Source organism: Stutzerimonas marianensis (assembly GCF_022810315.1).
Lineage (GTDB): Bacteria > Pseudomonadota > Gammaproteobacteria > Pseudomonadales > Pseudomonadaceae > Stutzerimonas > Stutzerimonas marianensis.
In genome coordinates this window covers 240,420-256,266 of record NZ_JALGRD010000003.1, presented here as the reverse complement: position 1 = coordinate 256,266, position 15,847 = coordinate 240,420, and the positions used below count along the sequence as shown (strand labels likewise).

Genomic DNA, 15,847 nt, shown 5'->3' with positions numbered 1-15,847 from the left:
CTGACAATCAAGAACAACAGAGGATTCGAACATGGCAGACCTGAAGATCCACAATCTGAAGAAAGGCTTCGACGGCAACGAGATCATCAAGGGCATCGACCTGGACATCCGCGACCGCGAATTCGTCGTCTTCGTAGGGCCGTCCGGCTGTGGCAAGTCCACCCTGCTGCGCCTGATCGCCGGGCTCGAGGAGGTCAGCAGCGGGCGGATCGAGCTGGACGGGCGCGACATCACCGACCTCAGCCCGGCCAAGCGTGACCTGGCCATGGTGTTCCAGACCTACGCGCTCTACCCGCACATGACGGTGCGCAAGAACATGTCCTTCGCCCTGGACCTGGCCGGCGCCGACAAGCAGGAAGTGGCGCGCAAGGTCGAAGCGGCCGCGCGCACCCTGGAGCTGGAACCGCTGCTCGAACGCAAGCCGCGGCAACTGTCCGGCGGCCAGCGCCAGCGTGTCGCCATCGGCCGCGCCATCGTGCGCAACCCCAAGGTGTTTCTCTTCGATGAGCCGCTGTCCAACCTGGATGCCGCGCTGCGTGTGCAGATGCGCCTGGAGCTTTCGCGCCTGCACCAGGAACTGCAGGCCACGATGATCTACGTGACCCATGATCAGGTCGAGGCCATGACCCTGGCCGACAAGGTGGTGGTGCTCAACGGTGGGCGCATCGAGCAGGTCGGCTCGCCTATGGAGCTCTATCACCACCCGGCCAACCTTTTCGTCGCGGGCTTTCTCGGCACGCCGAAGATGGGCTTTCTCAAGGGCCGCGCAAGCCGTGTCGAAGCCAGCGGCTGCGAAGTCGAGCTCGACGCCGGTTGTCGTCTGTTCCTGCCGGTGAGCGGCGCCACGCTGAAGGCGGGCGATCCGGTCACCCTCGGCATCCGCCCGGAGCACCTCAACCGTGGCAGCGAAGGCAACTGCCAGTTGACCGTGAAGGCCGACGTCAGTGAACGCCTGGGCAGCGACACCTACTGCCACGTCGTCACCCGCAACGGCGAGCAGCTGACCATGCGCATTCGTGGCGACTTCACCCCGCGCTACGGCGAGTCGCTGTCGCTGACGCTGGAGGCCGCCCATTGCCATCTCTTCGACAGCAGTGGTCAGGCGGTCGGCCTGCCACTCCAGCAGGTGGCCTGACGCCCGACGTCGCGCCCAGCTCTTCCAACGGCAGGTCGCTGCGCCCGCAAAGGCAGCGATCCCGCCCCCGGCTTTTCCACATTCAAGCCCAGCGAGGCCCGAGATGAAGTTGAAAGAAGCGAATCTGCCACAGCTGCCGGCCCCTATCGCGCGCACCGACTACCGCCTGGCCGAGGTCAGCACCGGCATCGCCCACATCGGCGTGGGCGGTTTTCACCGCGCCCACCAGGCGGCCTATACCGATGCGCTGATGAACACCGGCGAGGGGCTGGAGTGGGGCATCTGCGGCATCGGCACGCGCGCCGAGGAACGCTCGATGCGCGACGCACTGGCCTCGCAGGACTATCTCTACACCCTGGTCGAGCTCGACGACCGGCCTGACACCGAGGTCCGGGTGATCGGCAGCATCCGCGACATGCTGCTGGTGGGCGAGGATGGTTCCGAGGCGGTGGTTGCCCGCCTGGCCGATCCGGCGATTCGCATCGTCTCGCTGACCATCACCGAGGGCGGCTATTGCCTGGACGACAGCACCGGCCAGTTCAATGCGCAACTGCCGCAGATTCAACATGACCTGCAGCACCCGCGCAGCCCGGTCAGCGTGTTCGGCCTGCTCTGCGCGGCCCTGGCCAAGCGGCGCGGCGACGGCGTCGGGCCCTTCACGGTGATGTCCTGCGATAACCTGCCTCACAACGGCGACGTTACCCGCAAGGCAACCCTAGCCTTCGCCAAACTGGTGGATGTCGAGCTGGCCGGCTGGATCGAGCACAACGTCAGCTTCCCCAACGCCATGGTCGACCGGATCACGCCGATGACCAGCAACGCGCACCGCAAGGACCTCAGGCAGCAGCACGGCATAGACGACGCCTGGCCGGTGGTCTGCGAACCGTTCGTGCAATGGGTGCTGGAAGACAGGTTCGTCGCCGGCCGGCCAGCGTGGGAGAAGGTCGGCGTGCAGTTCACCGACGACGTTTCGCCCTACGAGGAGATGAAGATCAAGCTGCTCAACGGCAGCCACCTCGCGCTGACCTACCTCGGCTTCCTGCGCGGTTATCGCTTCGTCCACGAAACCATGGCCGATCCGCTGTTCGTCGAGTACATCCGCCGCTACATGGACGAGGACGTCACTCCGCAACTGGCTCCCGTGCCAGGCATCGATCTCACCCGCTACAAGCAGACCCTGATCGAGCGCTTCTCCAACTGCGCCATCGCCGACCAGCTGGAGCGGGTGTGCTCCGACGGCTCGTCGAAGTTTCCCAAGTTCACCGTGCCGACCGTCAACCGCCTGATCGCCGATAACGCCGCCCTGGACCGGGCCGCCCTGGTGGTTGCCGCCTGGGCGCTGTATCTGCGGGGCGTCGATGAAAACGGCGAGCAGTACCGCATCCCCGATCCGCGCGCGGATTTCTGCCAGTCTCTGGTCGAGGAAGACGACGGCCTCGCCGAACGCCTGCTCGGGCGCGAGGAGATCTTCGGCACGCAGATTCCACGTTCGCTCGCCTTCCGCGATGCCTTCGAGCGCAACCTGCTGCGGCTGCGCACGCTGGGGGTCAGCGGCACCCTTGATCTGTTGCTGACGCAGTGAGGGACCCGGCATGTTTCTCGGAATCGATTGTGGCACCCAGGGCACCAAGGCGCTGTTGCTCGACGCCAGCAACGGGCGCGTGCTCGGCCAGGGTTCGGCCAGCCATGATCTGATCAGCGGGCCCAACGGCCGGCGCGAACAGGACACCGAGCAGTGGACCGCCGCCTTCGCCAGCGCTACCGCGGCGGCACTGGCCGAAGCCGGGGTCGACGGCGATGCCGTGCTGGGTATTGGCGTCTCCGGGCAGCAGCATGGCCTGGTCACGCTCGATGCCGCGGGCCGCGTCTTGCGCCCGGCCAAGCTCTGGTGCGACACGGAATCGGCTGCGGAGAATCAGCGCCTGCTCGACTGGCTGGGCGGGGAACAGGGATCGCTCGAGCGCCTCGGCATCGTCATCGCGCCGGGCTACACCGTCTCGAAACTCTTGTGGATGAAGGCGCGGCACCCTGCACTCTTCGAGCAGACTGCGCACATCCTGCTGCCCCACGACTACCTGAATCATTGGCTCACCGGGCGGGCCTGCGCCGAGTACGGCGATGCGTCCGGTACCGGCTATTTCAACGTACGAACCCGTGAGTGGGACCTCAGCATCCTGCGCCATATCGACCTGAGCGGTCGGCTGGAGGCGGCACTACCCGAGCTGATCGCACCGGACAAAGCCGTGGGCCGGCTGCGTCCGGAAATCGCCGGACAGCTCGGGCTGAACCCTGACGCCATCGTATCCAGTGGCGGCGGCGACAACATGATGGGCGCTATCGGCACCGGCAACATCCGCCCCGGCGCCATCACCATGAGCCTGGGCACCTCCGGCACGCTCTACGCCTATTCGGACACGCCGCGCATCAGCCCCCAGCCAGCAGTCGCCACCTTCTGCTCGTCCAGTGGAGGCTGGCTGCCATTGATCTGCACCATGAACCTGACCAACGCCAACGCCGCGATCCGCGACCTGCTGCAGCTCGATCTCGAATCATTCAACGCACTCGTCGCGCAGGCGCCAATCGGCTGCGAGGGTGTCACCCTGCTGCCTTTCCTCAACGGCGAGCGCGTCCCCGCCCTGCCCCAGGCCAGTGCCAGCCTGCACGGCCTGACCACGGAAAACCTCACCCGCGCAAACCTCTGCCGGGCCGTTGTCGAGGGCGTGACCTTCGGCCTGCGCTATGGCCTGGACCTGCTGCGTGAAAGCGGCATCCGCAGCGAGCGCATCCAGCTGATCGGCGGCGGCGCGAAGAATCCACTGTGGCGCCAGATAGTCGCCGACATGATGGAAACCCCGGTGGTCTGTACCACCCACAGCGAAGCGGCGGCGCTGGGCGGCGCGATACAGGCGGCATGGTGCCATGCGCGACAGCAGGACGCCGACGCCAGCCTCGAAGCCATCTGCTCGCGCTGCGTCAGTCTGGACGAGCGCACCGCAGTCGCGCCGGTCGCCGAATCGGTTCGAGCCTATGACCAAGCCTATCGACGCTATCGACAGCTGGTGGCCAGCACCTACGGTCAGCAGACACCACCGGACCTGACGCCGGTCGCCTCCTGAGGCGCAGCGCTCGGTCACAGGCAAACGGTCATAAAAAAGGCAAAGCCACGGCGTGTGGCTTTGCCTTTGGTTCCGCGCGACTAACTAGGTGTCACATCAGCGGCTGCGCAGCGCCTCGCGCGGCACGTACTTGCCCAGCTCGTGACGGGCAATGGCCACCCGGTGCACCTCGTCCGGGCCATCGGCCAGGCGCAGCGTGCGCTGCATCGCCCACCAGTGTGCCAGCGGGAAGTCATCGGAAACCCCGGCGCCACCGTGGATCTGGATGGCGCGATCGATGACCTTCAGCGCGACGTTCGGTGCGACCACCTTGATCTGCGCGATCTCGCTGGCGGCGATCTTGTTGCCCACGGTGTCCATCATGTACGCCGCGTTCAGTGTCAGCAGGCGCGCCATATTGATCTCGATGCGGCACTCGGCGATGTGGTCGAAGTTCGCGCCCAGCCGGGCCAGCGGCTTGCCGAAGGCGGTACGGCTGACGGCACGTTCGCACATCAGCTTCAGTGCGCGTTCCGCGACACCGATCGAGCGCATGCAGTGGTGGATGCGGCCCGGGCCGAGACGCCCCTGCGCGATCTCGAAGCCGCGGCCTTCACCGAGGATGACGTTCTCGTACGGTACCCGCACGTTTTCCAGCAGCACTTCCGCGTGGCCGTGCGGGGCGTCGTCGTAGCCGAACACCGGCAGCGGGCGCAGCACCTTGACGCCAGGGGTGTCCATCGGCACCAGGATCATCGAGTGCTGGGCGTGGCGTGGCGCGTCCGGGTTGGTCAGGCCCATGAAGATCATGATCTTGCAGCGCGGGTCGCAGGCACCGGAGGTCCACCACTTGCGTCCGTTGATGACCCATTCATCACCCTCGCGCACCGCGCGGGCTTCCATGTTGGTGGCGTCAGACGAAGCCACGCCCGGCTCGGTCATGCCGAAGGCCGAACGGATTTCGCCCCGCAGCAGCGGTTCCAGCCACTCGCGCTTCTGCGCCTCGCTGCCGTAGCGCACCAGCACTTCCATGTTGCCGGTGTCCGGTGCCGAACAATTGAACGCTTCCGGGCCGAGGCCCGAGCTGCCCATGATTTCCGCCAGCGGTGCGTATTCGGTGTTGGTCAGGCCGGCGCCCAGTTCCGATTCCGGCAGGAACAGATTCCACAGCCCCTCCGCCTTGGCCTTGGCCTTGAGCTCCTCGACGATGGCGGTCGGCTGCCAGCGATCACCCTCGGCGACCTGCTGGTAGAACACCTTTTCGGCGGGATAGACATGAGCATCCATGAACGCTTGCACGCGCTCTCTCAGCTCTTGAACCTTCGGGGAGTAGGCGAAATCCATGGGCGACAACCTTCTGCAGGTAATGTTTTGTAGTTTTGAATGCTAGAGGAGGCTTGGTGATTTATCGAAGCTATTTTCCTCGTGTATAAACATTCATCACCGATATATGATCGGCGAATTCCGATACACGCCGGAGAGCACAACAATGAACCTGAACAAGGTCGATCTGAATCTTTTCATCGTCTTCGATGCCATCTACACCGAAGCGAACCTGACACGCGCCGGGCAGATCGTCGGCATCACCCAGCCCGCCGTCTCCAACGCCCTTGCCCGCTTGCGCGAAACCTTCAACGATCCGCTGTTCGTGCGTACCGCGCAGGGCATGGTGCCGACGCCAATGGCGCAGAACATCATCGGCCCGGTGCGCAATGCACTGCAGCTGCTGCGGGTGTCGGTGCAGGAAAGCCGGACGTTCAACCCAGCGCAGGCGAACAAGACCTTCCGCATCAGCATGACCGACCTGACCGAGGCCGTCATGCTGCCGCCGCTGTTCCAGCGTCTGCGTCGCCTCGCGCCGCACGTGAAGATCGAGAGCATGCTGGCCAAGCGCCGCGAGACGACCAAGGAACTCGCCGCCGGCCGCCTGGACTTCGCCATGGACGCGCCACTCAACACCGATCCGCAGGTGCGTCACGTCAAGCTGCTGGAAGACCGTTACATCTGCGCCATGCGCCGTGGCCATCCGCTGGCGAAAGAAAAGATCAGCCTGGAGGAGTACCTGGCGCTATCGCACATTCATATTTCCAGCCGGCGCAGCGGGCTGGGCATGGTTGACCTGGCGCTGGGCAAGATGGGTCAGCAACGCAAGATCGCCCTGCGTTCGCAGCACTACCTGATGGCGACTCAGGTGATCCAGCAGACCGACATAGTGGTGACCGTACCCGAGCGCTTCGCCCGCCGGCATGACCTGCACCAGGTGGCGCTGCCGGTCGAGATCCCGCCGCTGGAAACGCACATCTATTGGCACGAAAGCACCGACCAGGACCCCGCCAATCGCTGGATGCGCGAGCAGATGATCGAGATCGCCCAGCAGGTGACGGCAACCCAGCCCGTCGACTGAACATCCATCACCCAAGCGAATCCGGTCGTGTATTGCGGGTCAGGCGCTCTCGCGCATCACCACCTCGAAACCGACGTCGATTCGCCGTTGTGCCGGCGACTCGCCACGCATCAGGCTGAGCAGCATCTGCGCAGCCAGCTTGCCGATCTCGCCCCGGATGGTACGCACCGTGGTCAGCGCGGGATGCATCCAGGCGGCGGCCGGTAGATCGTTGAAGCCGGCAATAGCCAGCCGCTCTGGCACGGCGAGCTGCAACTGGCGCGCGCGAAACAGTGCGCCGAGGGCCAGGTCGTCGTTATTGAAGAAGATCGCGTCGATTTCCGGGTGCTGGGCCAGCAGACGGTCGAGCAGCTCGGCGCCGAGACCGATCGACGACACCTCGGGCGTCAGCAACTCCAGCGCCGCCTCGTAGCGCGAGGCCTCGCGCATCACACAGCGATAGCCCTCGGCGCGCTGCAGGGTTCGCGGGTCGAGCTGGGCCGCGGCGAAGGCGATATGCCGATAACCGCGTTCCAGCAGCTTGCGGGTCATGGCGGCGCCGGCGTCGTATTGAGAAAACCCGACGCAGAATTCCTCCTCCGAATCGCCCAGTTCCATGAGCGTGACGATCGGGCTGGTGTAACTGCCCAGCACTTCGCGCGCCGCATCGCTTCGCTCGAAACCGGTCACCAGCAAGCCTGCCGGCTGGTGTGACAGGTAGGCGCGCAGCAGGCGCTCGTCTTCATCGGGGCGGTAATGGCTGACGCCGATCATCAGTTCGTAGCCGGCTGGCATCAGAACCTTCTGGATCGCCTCGACCATGTCGACGAACACCGCGTTGGAGAGCGAAGGGATGATCACCGCGACCAGGTTCGACCGCGCGCTGGCAAGGCTGCGTGCCGCGGTATGCGGGACGTAGCCGAGCGTCTTGACGGCCGCCATCACCCGTTCCCGCAGGGCGTCGGAAACCCGCTCGGGTTGCGACAGCGCCCGTGAAGCGGACATCAGTGAGCACCCGGCACTGCGGGCCACGTCGGACAGCGTGACCCGCTCCAGCGAACGACGACGGCGAGAAGTCATGGCGCGATCCAGCGGCAAGGGGCGGAGATTCTACAGCGAGACGGCGCCCCCGCAGGGGCGCGACAGGTCACTTAGGCGCCTTTTCGATCTCGGCCTGTACTTCCTTGAACAGCGGCTCGCCCACTGTGTCGATGACGGTCTGGATCGCCGGTTGCGCCTGCTCGCGCATGCGCTGGATTTCCTCGGAGCTGACCCTGTTGACCTGCATGCCCTGCTCCTCGATCTTCGCCAGTGCTTCGCGCGCTTCGGCACGGGTGTCCTCGCGCTCGGAGTCACGCGCCTTCTTCGCCGCTTCCATGATGATGTTCTGTTCGGTTTCGGACAGCCCATCCCACCAGCGCTTCGACGCCGTGACGATCCACGGGCTGTAGACGTGGTTGGTCACGCTCAGGTACTTCTGCACCTCGTAGAACTTGGATGAGAGGATGGTGTTGTACGGGTTTTCCTGACCGTCGACCGCTTTGGTTTCCAGCGCGGTGAACAGTTCGGAGAACGGCAGCGGGACCGCGTTGGCGCCCATCTGCTTGAAGGTGTCGATGAAGACCGGGTTCGGCATCACCCGCAGCTTGATGCCGTTGAAATCCTCCATCTTCTCGACCGGGCGCACGTTGTTGGTCAGGTTGCGGAAGCCATTCTCCCAGTAGACGAGGCCAACCAGGCCCTTCGCTTCCAGCGCGTCCATGACCTTCTGCCCGACCGGGCCATCGAGTACGTAGTCCGCCTGCTTCTCGCTTTCGAACAGGAACGGCGTGTCCCAGACAGCCATTTCCTTGGCGATGCCAACCAGGGTCGCGGTGGAGCCGACCATCATCTCCTGCGCGCCGCCCATGAGCGCGTTCTGCATCTGGTCATCCGAACCCAGGCTGGCGGAGGCGAAGGTGCGCACTTTCAGCTTGCCGTCCGACGCCTTGGCGATTTCTTCGGCCAGCAGCTTGGCCGCACGGCCCTGGTTGCTGTCTTCGTTGAGGCCATAGCCGAAACGGATCATTCGTGGGCGAACGTCGTCGGCGGCCTGAACGGTCACGGCGGTGATCGCACTGCTCAGGGTGGTGGCAGCCAGGGCTGCGATGAGGAATTTCTTCATGCTGTCTTACCTTTTGTTGTTGTGGATGAATGACATGTGACGCACCCGCTCACCGCAGCCATTGCAGCGGCACGGTGATGATCGACGGCACGGCGATGAGAAGAACGACGATGATCATGTAGATGGCGAAGAAGGGCATCACGCCGCGCACCAGGGTCTCCATGCGCAGCCGCCCTATCCCGCCGACGACGTTGAGTACCGTGCCAACCGGCGGCGTAATCAGGCCGATCGAGCCGATGAGCACGAACATCACCCCGAAGTACACCGGATCGACCCCTGCCTTCACCGCGATCGGTGCGAGGACCGGGCCGAGGATCAGGATGGTCGGGGTCAGGTCCAGCACCATGCCGACGGCAATCATCAGCAGCATGATCGCGACCATCAGCAGCTTCGGATCCTCGGCCAGCGGGCCGAGCATCGAGGCGATTTCGTCTGGCAACTGCGCGAGCGTGATCATGTAGCCGGACACGATCGCCGCGGCGCAAAGGAACATCACCGACGCAGTGGTGCGGCTGGCGCGGGTCAGCACCTCGACGACACCACTCCAGGCCAGCTCGCGGTAGAGCAGCGTCGACACGGCAAGCGCATACACCGCGGCGACGACGGCTGCCTCGGTGGGCGTGAACAGGCCACCGCGCAGGCCCCCGACGATGATCACCGGCAACATCAGCGCGGCCGCACCGTCTACCAGCGCCTTGCGCCGCTCGGCGCGGGTCGCCTTCTCCTGCGGCGGCTCGTCGATCTTGCGCGCGATGAGCGTCCAGGCCACCACCAGACCCGCGCCCATGATCAGGCCCGGCACCATGCCCGCCAGGAAGAGCTGACTGATCGAGGTGTTGGTCACCACGCCGTAGATCACGAACGGCATCGAGGGCGGAATGATGGGGGCGATGATGCCTCCGGCGGCCACCAGGCCGGATGAGGAACTCAAGGGATAGCCGCGCTCGCGCATCATGGGCAGCAGCAGTGTGGCCAGTGCGGCGGTATCGGCCAGCGCCGAACCGGACATGCTCGCGAGCAGCACGGACGCGGCGATCGCCACGTAACCCAGGCCGCCGCGCTTGTGGCCGAAATAAGCCTGAGCCATGTTGATGATCCGCCGGGAAATGCCGCCAGCGTTCATCAGCTCCCCCGCCAGGATGAAGAACGGCACCGCGAGCAGCGGGAAGCTGTCGGCACCGGCTTGCAGGTTCTGCGCCAGCAGCTGGACATCCCAGAAATCCAGATACCACATCAGCACCGCGCCAGTGAGAATCAGCGCGAAGGCGATCGGCATACCGAAGGCCATGAAGCCAAACAGTGACGATAAGAAGACGACGACGGTCATGTACGGTCCTCGTGGGCGTCTGCCCTTGTTGTTATGAGGGCGGTCAGTCCGCCGTTACATTCGCTTCGGCTATCGGCGCTGGCGGTTGTCGGCGCCATACATTGACCAGCTGGACCAACGCCAGCACGGCCAGGGCAACCATGCTCGCCGCCACAGGCACCATCGCGACGGCCAGCGGATAGCCGACCACCGGGCTGCTGATCGTCCAGCCGAACTGCATCTGGTTCCAGCCACCGAGCGCGGCGAGGCCGCTGGCAGCCGCCACCATGATCCAGCTGATCGAATCCACCACGCGACGGAAGAGCTCGGGAAAGCGGTCGCGAATCATGCTGAAGGCCATCAACTCGCCACGTCGCATGCTCGAAGCGACACCGACGAATACCAGCCAGACGAAGGCCAGGCGGGAAAGCTCCTCGGCTCCGGTCCAGCCCGTGCCGAACGCATAGCGCAAGACCACGCTGCTGAACACCACGACGACCATGAACGCCAACAGCACCGCCATCAGCCAGTCGGTGATGCGATCGAAAGCCTGGGCCAGCTTGCCGCTGTAGATGGGTGGCTGAGTGAGTTCAGCGCCCTTCGCTTCGGTGAATGACGGTCCGGCGGATTGACTGCCGCGCTCGCCGCCACGCTTGTTAGCGCTATCACGCGGAGCCGATGAAAGGTCCTCGCGGGCATTGATCGCCAGGTCACCGCCAAATCTGATCCATTCGGTGATCTCGCCCACCACGGTCTCGCGTGGCTGGCTGGCATCGACTACGAGCACGCCCGGCTCCCCCTCGGGCGACTCGAGCGTAGCGAACTGGCTGTCCACCAGCGAAATGGGCATGAAATGGCCAACCCGTCCGCCAACACGCTGAACGGCCGTTTCGTAATCGATGGACAGATGGGCGAAACGCAGGTCTGGCACCGCGTCCCGCAGGATGTTGCGGTAGCTGCGTTTGAGTGCCGAGCAGGCGAGCACGAAGCCGACGTCATCGGCGACCGCGCGCTGCATCTCGACGGCAAGTTTCTGCAGCCACTCGACGCGATCGGCGTCGGACAACGGCGTGCCGGCACGCATGCGCGCGACGTTCGCTTCAGGATGGAAATGGTCGGCTTCGATATGCCGATATCCGAGGGCATCGGCGACGGCGTGGCTGGTTTCGGTCTTGCCCGAACCGCTCACGCCCATGACCACCAGTGCTCGGCAGGAAGGTGCGCTGCTGGAGTGGGAATCCACTGTCGATCTCCGGCGGCCTCGTGGTGCCGCATTGTGTTTGTGCGGCGATGGTAGCGCTAACATCACAATTCAATACATACCGTTCGTCGGATTTATCTCTGCCCAACCGGCAGCTGAGCGGCGGTGGATACTTCGGTTGACCTGCCTGGCCGCTACAATCGCGCCCCCTCGAGGAGATCAGCAATGCCCAAAGCCATGGCCCGCCATATCCTGGTCAAGACGGAAGCCGAAGCCGCGCAGTTGAAGAAGCGCATCGCTGGAGGTGAAGCCTTCGACGTACTGGCGAGAAAACACTCGCTCTGCCCTTCGGGCAAGAAAGGCGGCGATCTTGGCGAAGTGCGCCCGGGCCAGATGGTACGCAGCATCGATCAGGCGATCTTCAAGAAGCCGCTGCGCGAAGTGCATGGTCCTATCAAGAGCCAGTTCGGCTATCACCTGGTTCAGGTGTTCTATCGCGACTGAAGTCGGGCGTGCCCGAATCGCTGCAGCTGCATCTCACCCAGCCGGCTCAGCGTTCGGCGAAAGGCGAACGACAAATACCCCTGGGTGTAGAGCGCGTCGATCGGCACCTCGGCGTGCAGGTAAAGCGGCACGCCACGGTCGTAGCCCTCGTCGACCAGCGCGATGAAACGCCTGACGGCGTCGTCGCGCGCTGCCAGCCGAGGAAGCTCCCTATCGCCCGCCTGCACTTGCCTGGCGCCATCTTCGGTACCACGCGCGATGCGCCCTTCTCGCGGCACGCTGCCCAATCGGGGCACCTCGCTGATCAGGATTGCCCGGTAACGGTCGCACAGCGCAATGAAGTCCAGTGCCGAAAAGGGTTGTTCGCACAGGTCAGTGAATTGGCACCAGATCACGGTCTCGCTGCGCTGGACCACGCTCAGCGCTCGGCCACCGAGCGGCGCGGGCGCTGACGTGACCGGCCCCTGATCCAGCGATTCGAATACCGCGCCCAGCACATTCCCCGTACCCGCCGCGCCGACCCAATAACGCTGTTGAGCGATACCCGGCCGCTCACGGTGGTCGGCGCCCCCATCCATATCCAGAACGGTCATGTGGTGCTCGAGAGCGGTGATGGCCGGCAGGAAGCGCGAACGATTGAATCCGTCGGCATAGAGCCCCGCGGGAGGCTGGTTGGAGGTCGCGACGATCGTCACGCCGTGTCTGAACATGGCTTGGAACAGACGCCCCAGGATGATGGCGTCACCGATGTCGTCGACGAACAGCTCGTCGAAGCAGAGCACGCGCAGTTCACGACCCAGCTCATCAGCCAGCACCTCTAGCGGGTCGCTTACACCGGTGAGCTGAAACAGCCGCCTGTGCACCCCGCGCATGAAGTGATGAAAGTGCTGCCGCCGCGCCGGTACGGACAGGGTTTCGTGGAAAAGGTCCATCAGCCAGGTCTTGCCGCGACCTACCGGCCCCCAGAGGTACACGCCCTTCGGCCCGACGCCCTGCCCGGCCCGGTGCAGCGCCTGGTGACATTCATCCAGCCGTTCGACCGCGCGGCGCTGTGCCGCGTCGCAGGCGAATCCTTCGTGCACAACGGCGTGCTGATAGCGTTCGAGCGGGGTCGCCTGAGTCATGAAGCATCGGTCCGTTACGAGACGGACCGATGGTAGCGCAAGCGGATCTCATGCCGGGGTCAGTGCTGGTGTGCCTTGCGGAAGCTCAGCGAGGTGAACATGCCGCGCACCCGCGCATCGGGATCGTCACTGGTCACGGTCGTCGACGCGGCGATCACATTGAACTCGGCGTTGCGGACCGGAACGCGCGCCTTGCCTTGCGCATCGGTCCGGGCGACAACCGTGTCGGGATCGTTGATGTAGTCCCCGATCAACTCGACGCCCTCGGCAGCTTTGCCGTCGACGAGCACCTGCACCGGCAGTTCGTCACCCATCTCGAGCGTGAGCGGATCGACCTGCGGCACGATGACCAGCTTGAGCGGGTCCAGCGATGGGAGCTTGGCACCTTCGGCGAGCAGCGCCAGGCTGTACTTGTAGTAGCGCCCGGAATCCAGCGCACCGGCCACCTGCGTTTCGCCGACATTGACCCACTTCTTATCCGGCCCTTGGGTCCAGTAACCGTTATCCAGCGCCACGCTGATCACGGCAGGCGATTCGAGCGGCTGCAGGCGAGCGTGATCTGCCAGTCGCTCGACGGTGACGGGTATCCGTGCACCGCGAAGGTCAGTGGCCCAGGCAGCGGAAATCTTGCTCGGGTCGTAGGCGTCGTCCTCGGCGCCGTGCCCGTAGATCACCTCGATATGGCCGCGGCGCTCTTCGGTCCACATGCCGTGAGCGGCGGCCTGTCCAGCCACGAGCAGCGCCAGGGCCGCTGCGGCCAGCTTCATTTGCGTCTTCATCGTTCATCCTTTTGGTGTGATTGTGTCGTTCCCGTTGCCCTAAAGTGCCAGGGACAGGCTCAGGCTGAGGTTGCGTGGCTCGCCTGGCATGACCCAGACGTTGCTGTAGGAGCGCTCGTAGTAGGTGCGGTCGAAAGCGTTGTTGAGGTTCACGCCGAGTGTCAGATCTTCAGTGGCCTTGTAGCGCGCCAGCAGGTCCACAGTGGTGTAAGCCGGCAGTTCGAAGCCGCTGTCGGCGACGTTGCCGGAACGATCCCCGACATAGTTGATGCCACCACCCAGTTCCAGCCCCCGTAGCCCGCCGTCGAGAAACTCATAGACGCCCATCAGGCTGCCGCTGTGTTCGGGCACATTGAGCAGGCGACTGCCACGCTCCAGCGTGTTGTCCTTGGTGACCTTGGCATCCACATAGGCATAAGCGCCGATGACGCGGATCTCGTCGGTGAGCTGGCCGGTCAGTTGCAGGTCGACCCCGCGGCTGCGGACTTCGCCGGCAGCCACTTGATAGGCCGCATCCAGCGAGTCGGCGGTCAGTACGTTCTCTTTGTTGAGATGGAAGGCCGCAATGGTCATTCCGAGGCGGCTGTCGAGCAGGTCAAGTTTGAAACCCGCTTCGTAGCCGACGCCCTCCTCCGGGTCGAACACCGCCCCGCTCCGGTCGGCGCCACTGTTGGGCTTGAACGACTGCGACGCGTTGGCGAACACGCCGACTTCAGGCGTGAACTGGTACAACGCGCCGATGCGCGGCGTGACTTTCTCGTGCGTCTGTTCGGTGCGCTTGCCGCTCACCTCGTTATCCAATCGGTGTTCGTAATGGTCGTAGCGCGCGCCGATGACGCCGAACAGCTTCTCGCTGAAGCGCATCTGATCCTGCAGACTCAACGAGCGCGCATAAACGAGCTCATGTCGGTTGGTGCTGCGTGCCGGGTCGAACGGTGGGCGCGGCTGGCCATAGACCGGCTGATAGATATCGATTTGCGACACCGGCGACGAGCGCAGCAGGTTCTCGTTCTTGGCGTAGCGCTCGTACTCGGTACCGATCAGCAGGTTGTGCTCGACAGCACCGGTATAGACCAGGCCGCGCAATTCGAGCTGGGTGATGCTGTCCTGCCAATCGAAATCGCGGTAGCGGTATTCACGGTTCAGCGTGCGCCCGTCGGCGTCCAGCGAGCTCGCTTCCGTCGCCCCGCCGCTCAGGCGCCCCTGCTTGTAGTGGCTGGCCAGGCGGACCGTCCAACTGGCGTTGAGATCGTGCTCGAGCTCGGCCTGCAGGGTTTCGTTGTTGTTCTCGATATCACCATCGCCCGGCTCACCGAAGAAATCGGCACGGGACACACTGCCCAGGCGGTCGTTTGGCGCCACGACGCCCCGATCGAATACCTGCCGGTTGCGGATGACTTCGGCCTGGACGAGCAAGCGGGTCTCGGGGCTGATTGCCCAGCTGAACGACGGTGCAAAGAACTGGCGCTCGCCGGAGCGGTAGTCGCGAAAGCTCTGGCTGTCTTCCACCGCCAGGTTCATGCGATAGAGCATGGTGCCCTCAGCGTCGATTGGCGTATTGACGTCCAGGCTGCTGCGGTACCGGTCCCAGCGCCCGGCGCTCAGGTCGATACGGGCGAAACGGTCCTCCAGCGGACGTTTGCTGACGATATTGAGCGTACCGCCGGGATCGCCGCGGCCGTACAGGCTGGATGCCGGGCCTTTGAGCACGTCGATGCGCTCGACGTTCGACGGGTCCGGCGGGTTCATGTAACCGCGATTGACGCTGAAACCATCCTTGTAGAACTCGGACGTCGCCAGTCCACGGATGCTGTACTCATACATCGTCAGGCCGCCGAAGTCGTTCTGTCGGGCGACGCCCCCAGCGTAGTCCAGGGCCTTTTCGATGCGCGGGCTGCCCAGATCGTCGAGGACGGTCGTGGGAATGACGCTCACGGCCTGCGGAATTTCCTCCAGCGGCGTTTCCGTCTTGGTCGCGCTGGCGGAGCGGCGGGTTCGGTAGCCGTTTTGCTCCTCTTTTGCGTCCTCCGCTGTGATGACCACCTCGTCCAGCACCGCCGTATCGCCATCCTGCGCCCAGGTCGGCATGACCATCCAACCCGCCACCGCGGCGGCCCCCATCCATCCCGCTGAAATCCTGTTGCTCATGAGCGATC

Annotated in this window: 13 protein-coding genes; 5 read left to right on the top strand and 8 right to left on the bottom strand. The window is 64.5% G+C overall.

Annotated elements, in window-relative coordinates:
• Positions 1-31: 31 nt before the first annotated feature.
• From MST27_RS06945 to xylB, 3 genes are all read left to right on the top strand, one after another.
• Entirely contained in the window at positions 32-1,135 is a 1,104-nt protein-coding gene (locus MST27_RS06945) for an ABC transporter ATP-binding protein (protein WP_243605275.1), read from the top strand.
• Between the two features lie 103 nt (positions 1,136-1,238).
• Positions 1,239-2,717 (top strand): mannitol dehydrogenase family protein, encoded by a 1,479-nt coding sequence (locus tag MST27_RS06940; protein ID WP_243605274.1) that lies wholly within the window; start codon positions 1,239-1,241, stop codon positions 2,715-2,717.
• A 10-nt stretch (positions 2,718-2,727) separates the two neighbouring features.
• A complete protein-coding gene (gene xylB, locus MST27_RS06935) occupies positions 2,728-4,251 on the top strand; it encodes a xylulokinase (RefSeq protein WP_243605273.1) in 1,524 nt (507 codons plus the stop codon).
• Positions 4,252-4,347: 96 nt separating this feature from the next.
• On the opposite strand, the gene MST27_RS06930 is transcribed toward xylB, so the two are convergent.
• Positions 4,348-5,574 (bottom strand): acyl-CoA dehydrogenase, encoded by a 1,227-nt coding sequence (locus MST27_RS06930; protein ID WP_243605272.1) that lies wholly within the window; start codon positions 5,572-5,574, stop codon positions 4,348-4,350.
• A 145-nt stretch (positions 5,575-5,719) separates the two neighbouring features.
• Here MST27_RS06930 and MST27_RS06925 point away from each other — a divergent pair, with 145 nt between their 5' ends.
• Positions 5,720-6,634, top strand: coding sequence for a LysR family transcriptional regulator (locus MST27_RS06925; RefSeq protein WP_243605271.1), 915 nt, complete (start codon positions 5,720-5,722; stop codon positions 6,632-6,634).
• Between the two features lie 39 nt (positions 6,635-6,673).
• On the opposite strand, the gene gntR is transcribed toward MST27_RS06925, so the two are convergent.
• The 4 genes from gntR to MST27_RS06905 all read right to left on the bottom strand — a co-directional run bounded on the left by gntR (position 6,674) and on the right by MST27_RS06905 (position 11,278).
• Complete coding sequence (gene gntR / locus MST27_RS06920) at positions 6,674-7,693, bottom strand: HTH-type transcriptional regulator GntR (protein ID WP_243605270.1); 1,020 nt, start codon at positions 7,691-7,693, stop codon at positions 6,674-6,676.
• A 67-nt stretch (positions 7,694-7,760) separates the two neighbouring features.
• Positions 7,761-8,777 (bottom strand): TRAP transporter substrate-binding protein, encoded by a 1,017-nt coding sequence (locus tag MST27_RS06915; RefSeq protein WP_243605269.1) that lies wholly within the window; start codon positions 8,775-8,777, stop codon positions 7,761-7,763.
• A 49-nt stretch (positions 8,778-8,826) separates the two neighbouring features.
• The gene (locus MST27_RS06910) at positions 8,827-10,104 is read right to left on the bottom strand and encodes a TRAP transporter large permease (RefSeq protein ID WP_243605268.1); all 1,278 of its coding nucleotides are present in this window, start codon (positions 10,102-10,104) and stop codon (positions 8,827-8,829) included.
• 43 nt (positions 10,105-10,147) lie between these two features.
• Positions 10,148-11,278, bottom strand: coding sequence for a gluconokinase, GntK/IdnK-type (locus MST27_RS06905; protein WP_243605392.1), 1,131 nt, complete (start codon positions 11,276-11,278; stop codon positions 10,148-10,150).
• Positions 11,279-11,509: 231 nt separating this feature from the next.
• Between MST27_RS06905 and MST27_RS06900 the strand changes: the two genes are divergently transcribed.
• On the top strand, positions 11,510-11,788 hold the full coding sequence (locus MST27_RS06900) for a peptidylprolyl isomerase (protein ID WP_243605267.1): 279 nt from the start codon (positions 11,510-11,512) through the stop codon (positions 11,786-11,788).
• Here MST27_RS06900 and zapE read toward each other — a convergent pair.
• From zapE to MST27_RS06885, 3 genes are read right to left on the bottom strand one after another with little or no spacing between them, the layout of a single operon-like run.
• Positions 11,776-12,912 (bottom strand): cell division protein ZapE, encoded by a 1,137-nt coding sequence (gene zapE, locus MST27_RS06895; protein ID WP_243605266.1) that lies wholly within the window; start codon positions 12,910-12,912, stop codon positions 11,776-11,778. The two genes, MST27_RS06900 and zapE, sit on opposite strands and share 13 nt — an antisense overlap.
• 59 nt (positions 12,913-12,971) lie before the next feature.
• Positions 12,972-13,691 carry a DUF4198 domain-containing protein gene (locus MST27_RS06890; protein ID WP_243605265.1) on the bottom strand — a complete coding sequence of 240 codons (720 nt, stop codon included), beginning with the start codon at positions 13,689-13,691 and terminating at the stop codon, positions 12,972-12,974.
• Between the two features lie 39 nt (positions 13,692-13,730).
• Positions 13,731-15,812, bottom strand: a complete 2,082-nt coding sequence (locus tag MST27_RS06885) for a TonB-dependent siderophore receptor (RefSeq protein ID WP_420864226.1) — start codon at positions 15,810-15,812, stop codon at positions 13,731-13,733.
• Positions 15,813-15,847 lie beyond the last annotated feature (35 nt).

What these genes read in the sequence shown, in the direction of transcription:
- MST27_RS06910 (WP_243605268.1), bottom strand. Translation starts at nt 10,104, where the DNA reads ATGACCGTCGTCGTCTTCTTATCGTCACTGTTTGGCTTCATGGCCTTC.
- zapE (WP_243605266.1), bottom strand. Translation starts at nt 12,912, where the DNA reads ATGACTCAGGCGACCCCGCTCGAACGCTATCAGCACGCCGTTGTGCAC.
- MST27_RS06905 (WP_243605392.1), bottom strand. Translation starts at nt 11,278, where the DNA reads ATGGGCGTGAGCGGTTCGGGCAAGACCGAAACCAGCCACGCCGTCGCC.
- MST27_RS06930 (WP_243605272.1), bottom strand. Translation starts at nt 5,574, where the DNA reads ATGGATTTCGCCTACTCCCCGAAGGTTCAAGAGCTGAGAGAGCGCGTG.
- gntR (WP_243605270.1), bottom strand. Translation starts at nt 7,693, where the DNA reads ATGACTTCTCGCCGTCGTCGTTCGCTGGAGCGGGTCACGCTGTCCGAC.
- MST27_RS06925 (WP_243605271.1), top strand. Translation starts at nt 5,720, where the DNA reads ATGAACCTGAACAAGGTCGATCTGAATCTTTTCATCGTCTTCGATGCC.
- xylB (WP_243605273.1), top strand. Translation starts at nt 2,728, where the DNA reads ATGTTTCTCGGAATCGATTGTGGCACCCAGGGCACCAAGGCGCTGTTG.
- MST27_RS06900 (WP_243605267.1), top strand. Translation starts at nt 11,510, where the DNA reads ATGCCCAAAGCCATGGCCCGCCATATCCTGGTCAAGACGGAAGCCGAA.
- MST27_RS06890 (WP_243605265.1), bottom strand. Translation starts at nt 13,691, where the DNA reads ATGAAGACGCAAATGAAGCTGGCCGCAGCGGCCCTGGCGCTGCTCGTG.
- MST27_RS06915 (WP_243605269.1), bottom strand. Translation starts at nt 8,777, where the DNA reads ATGAAGAAATTCCTCATCGCAGCCCTGGCTGCCACCACCCTGAGCAGT.
- MST27_RS06940 (WP_243605274.1), top strand. Translation starts at nt 1,239, where the DNA reads ATGAAGTTGAAAGAAGCGAATCTGCCACAGCTGCCGGCCCCTATCGCG.
- MST27_RS06885 (WP_420864226.1), bottom strand. Translation starts at nt 15,812, where the DNA reads ATGGGGGCCGCCGCGGTGGCGGGTTGGATGGTCATGCCGACCTGGGCG.
- MST27_RS06945 (WP_243605275.1), top strand. Translation starts at nt 32, where the DNA reads ATGGCAGACCTGAAGATCCACAATCTGAAGAAAGGCTTCGACGGCAAC.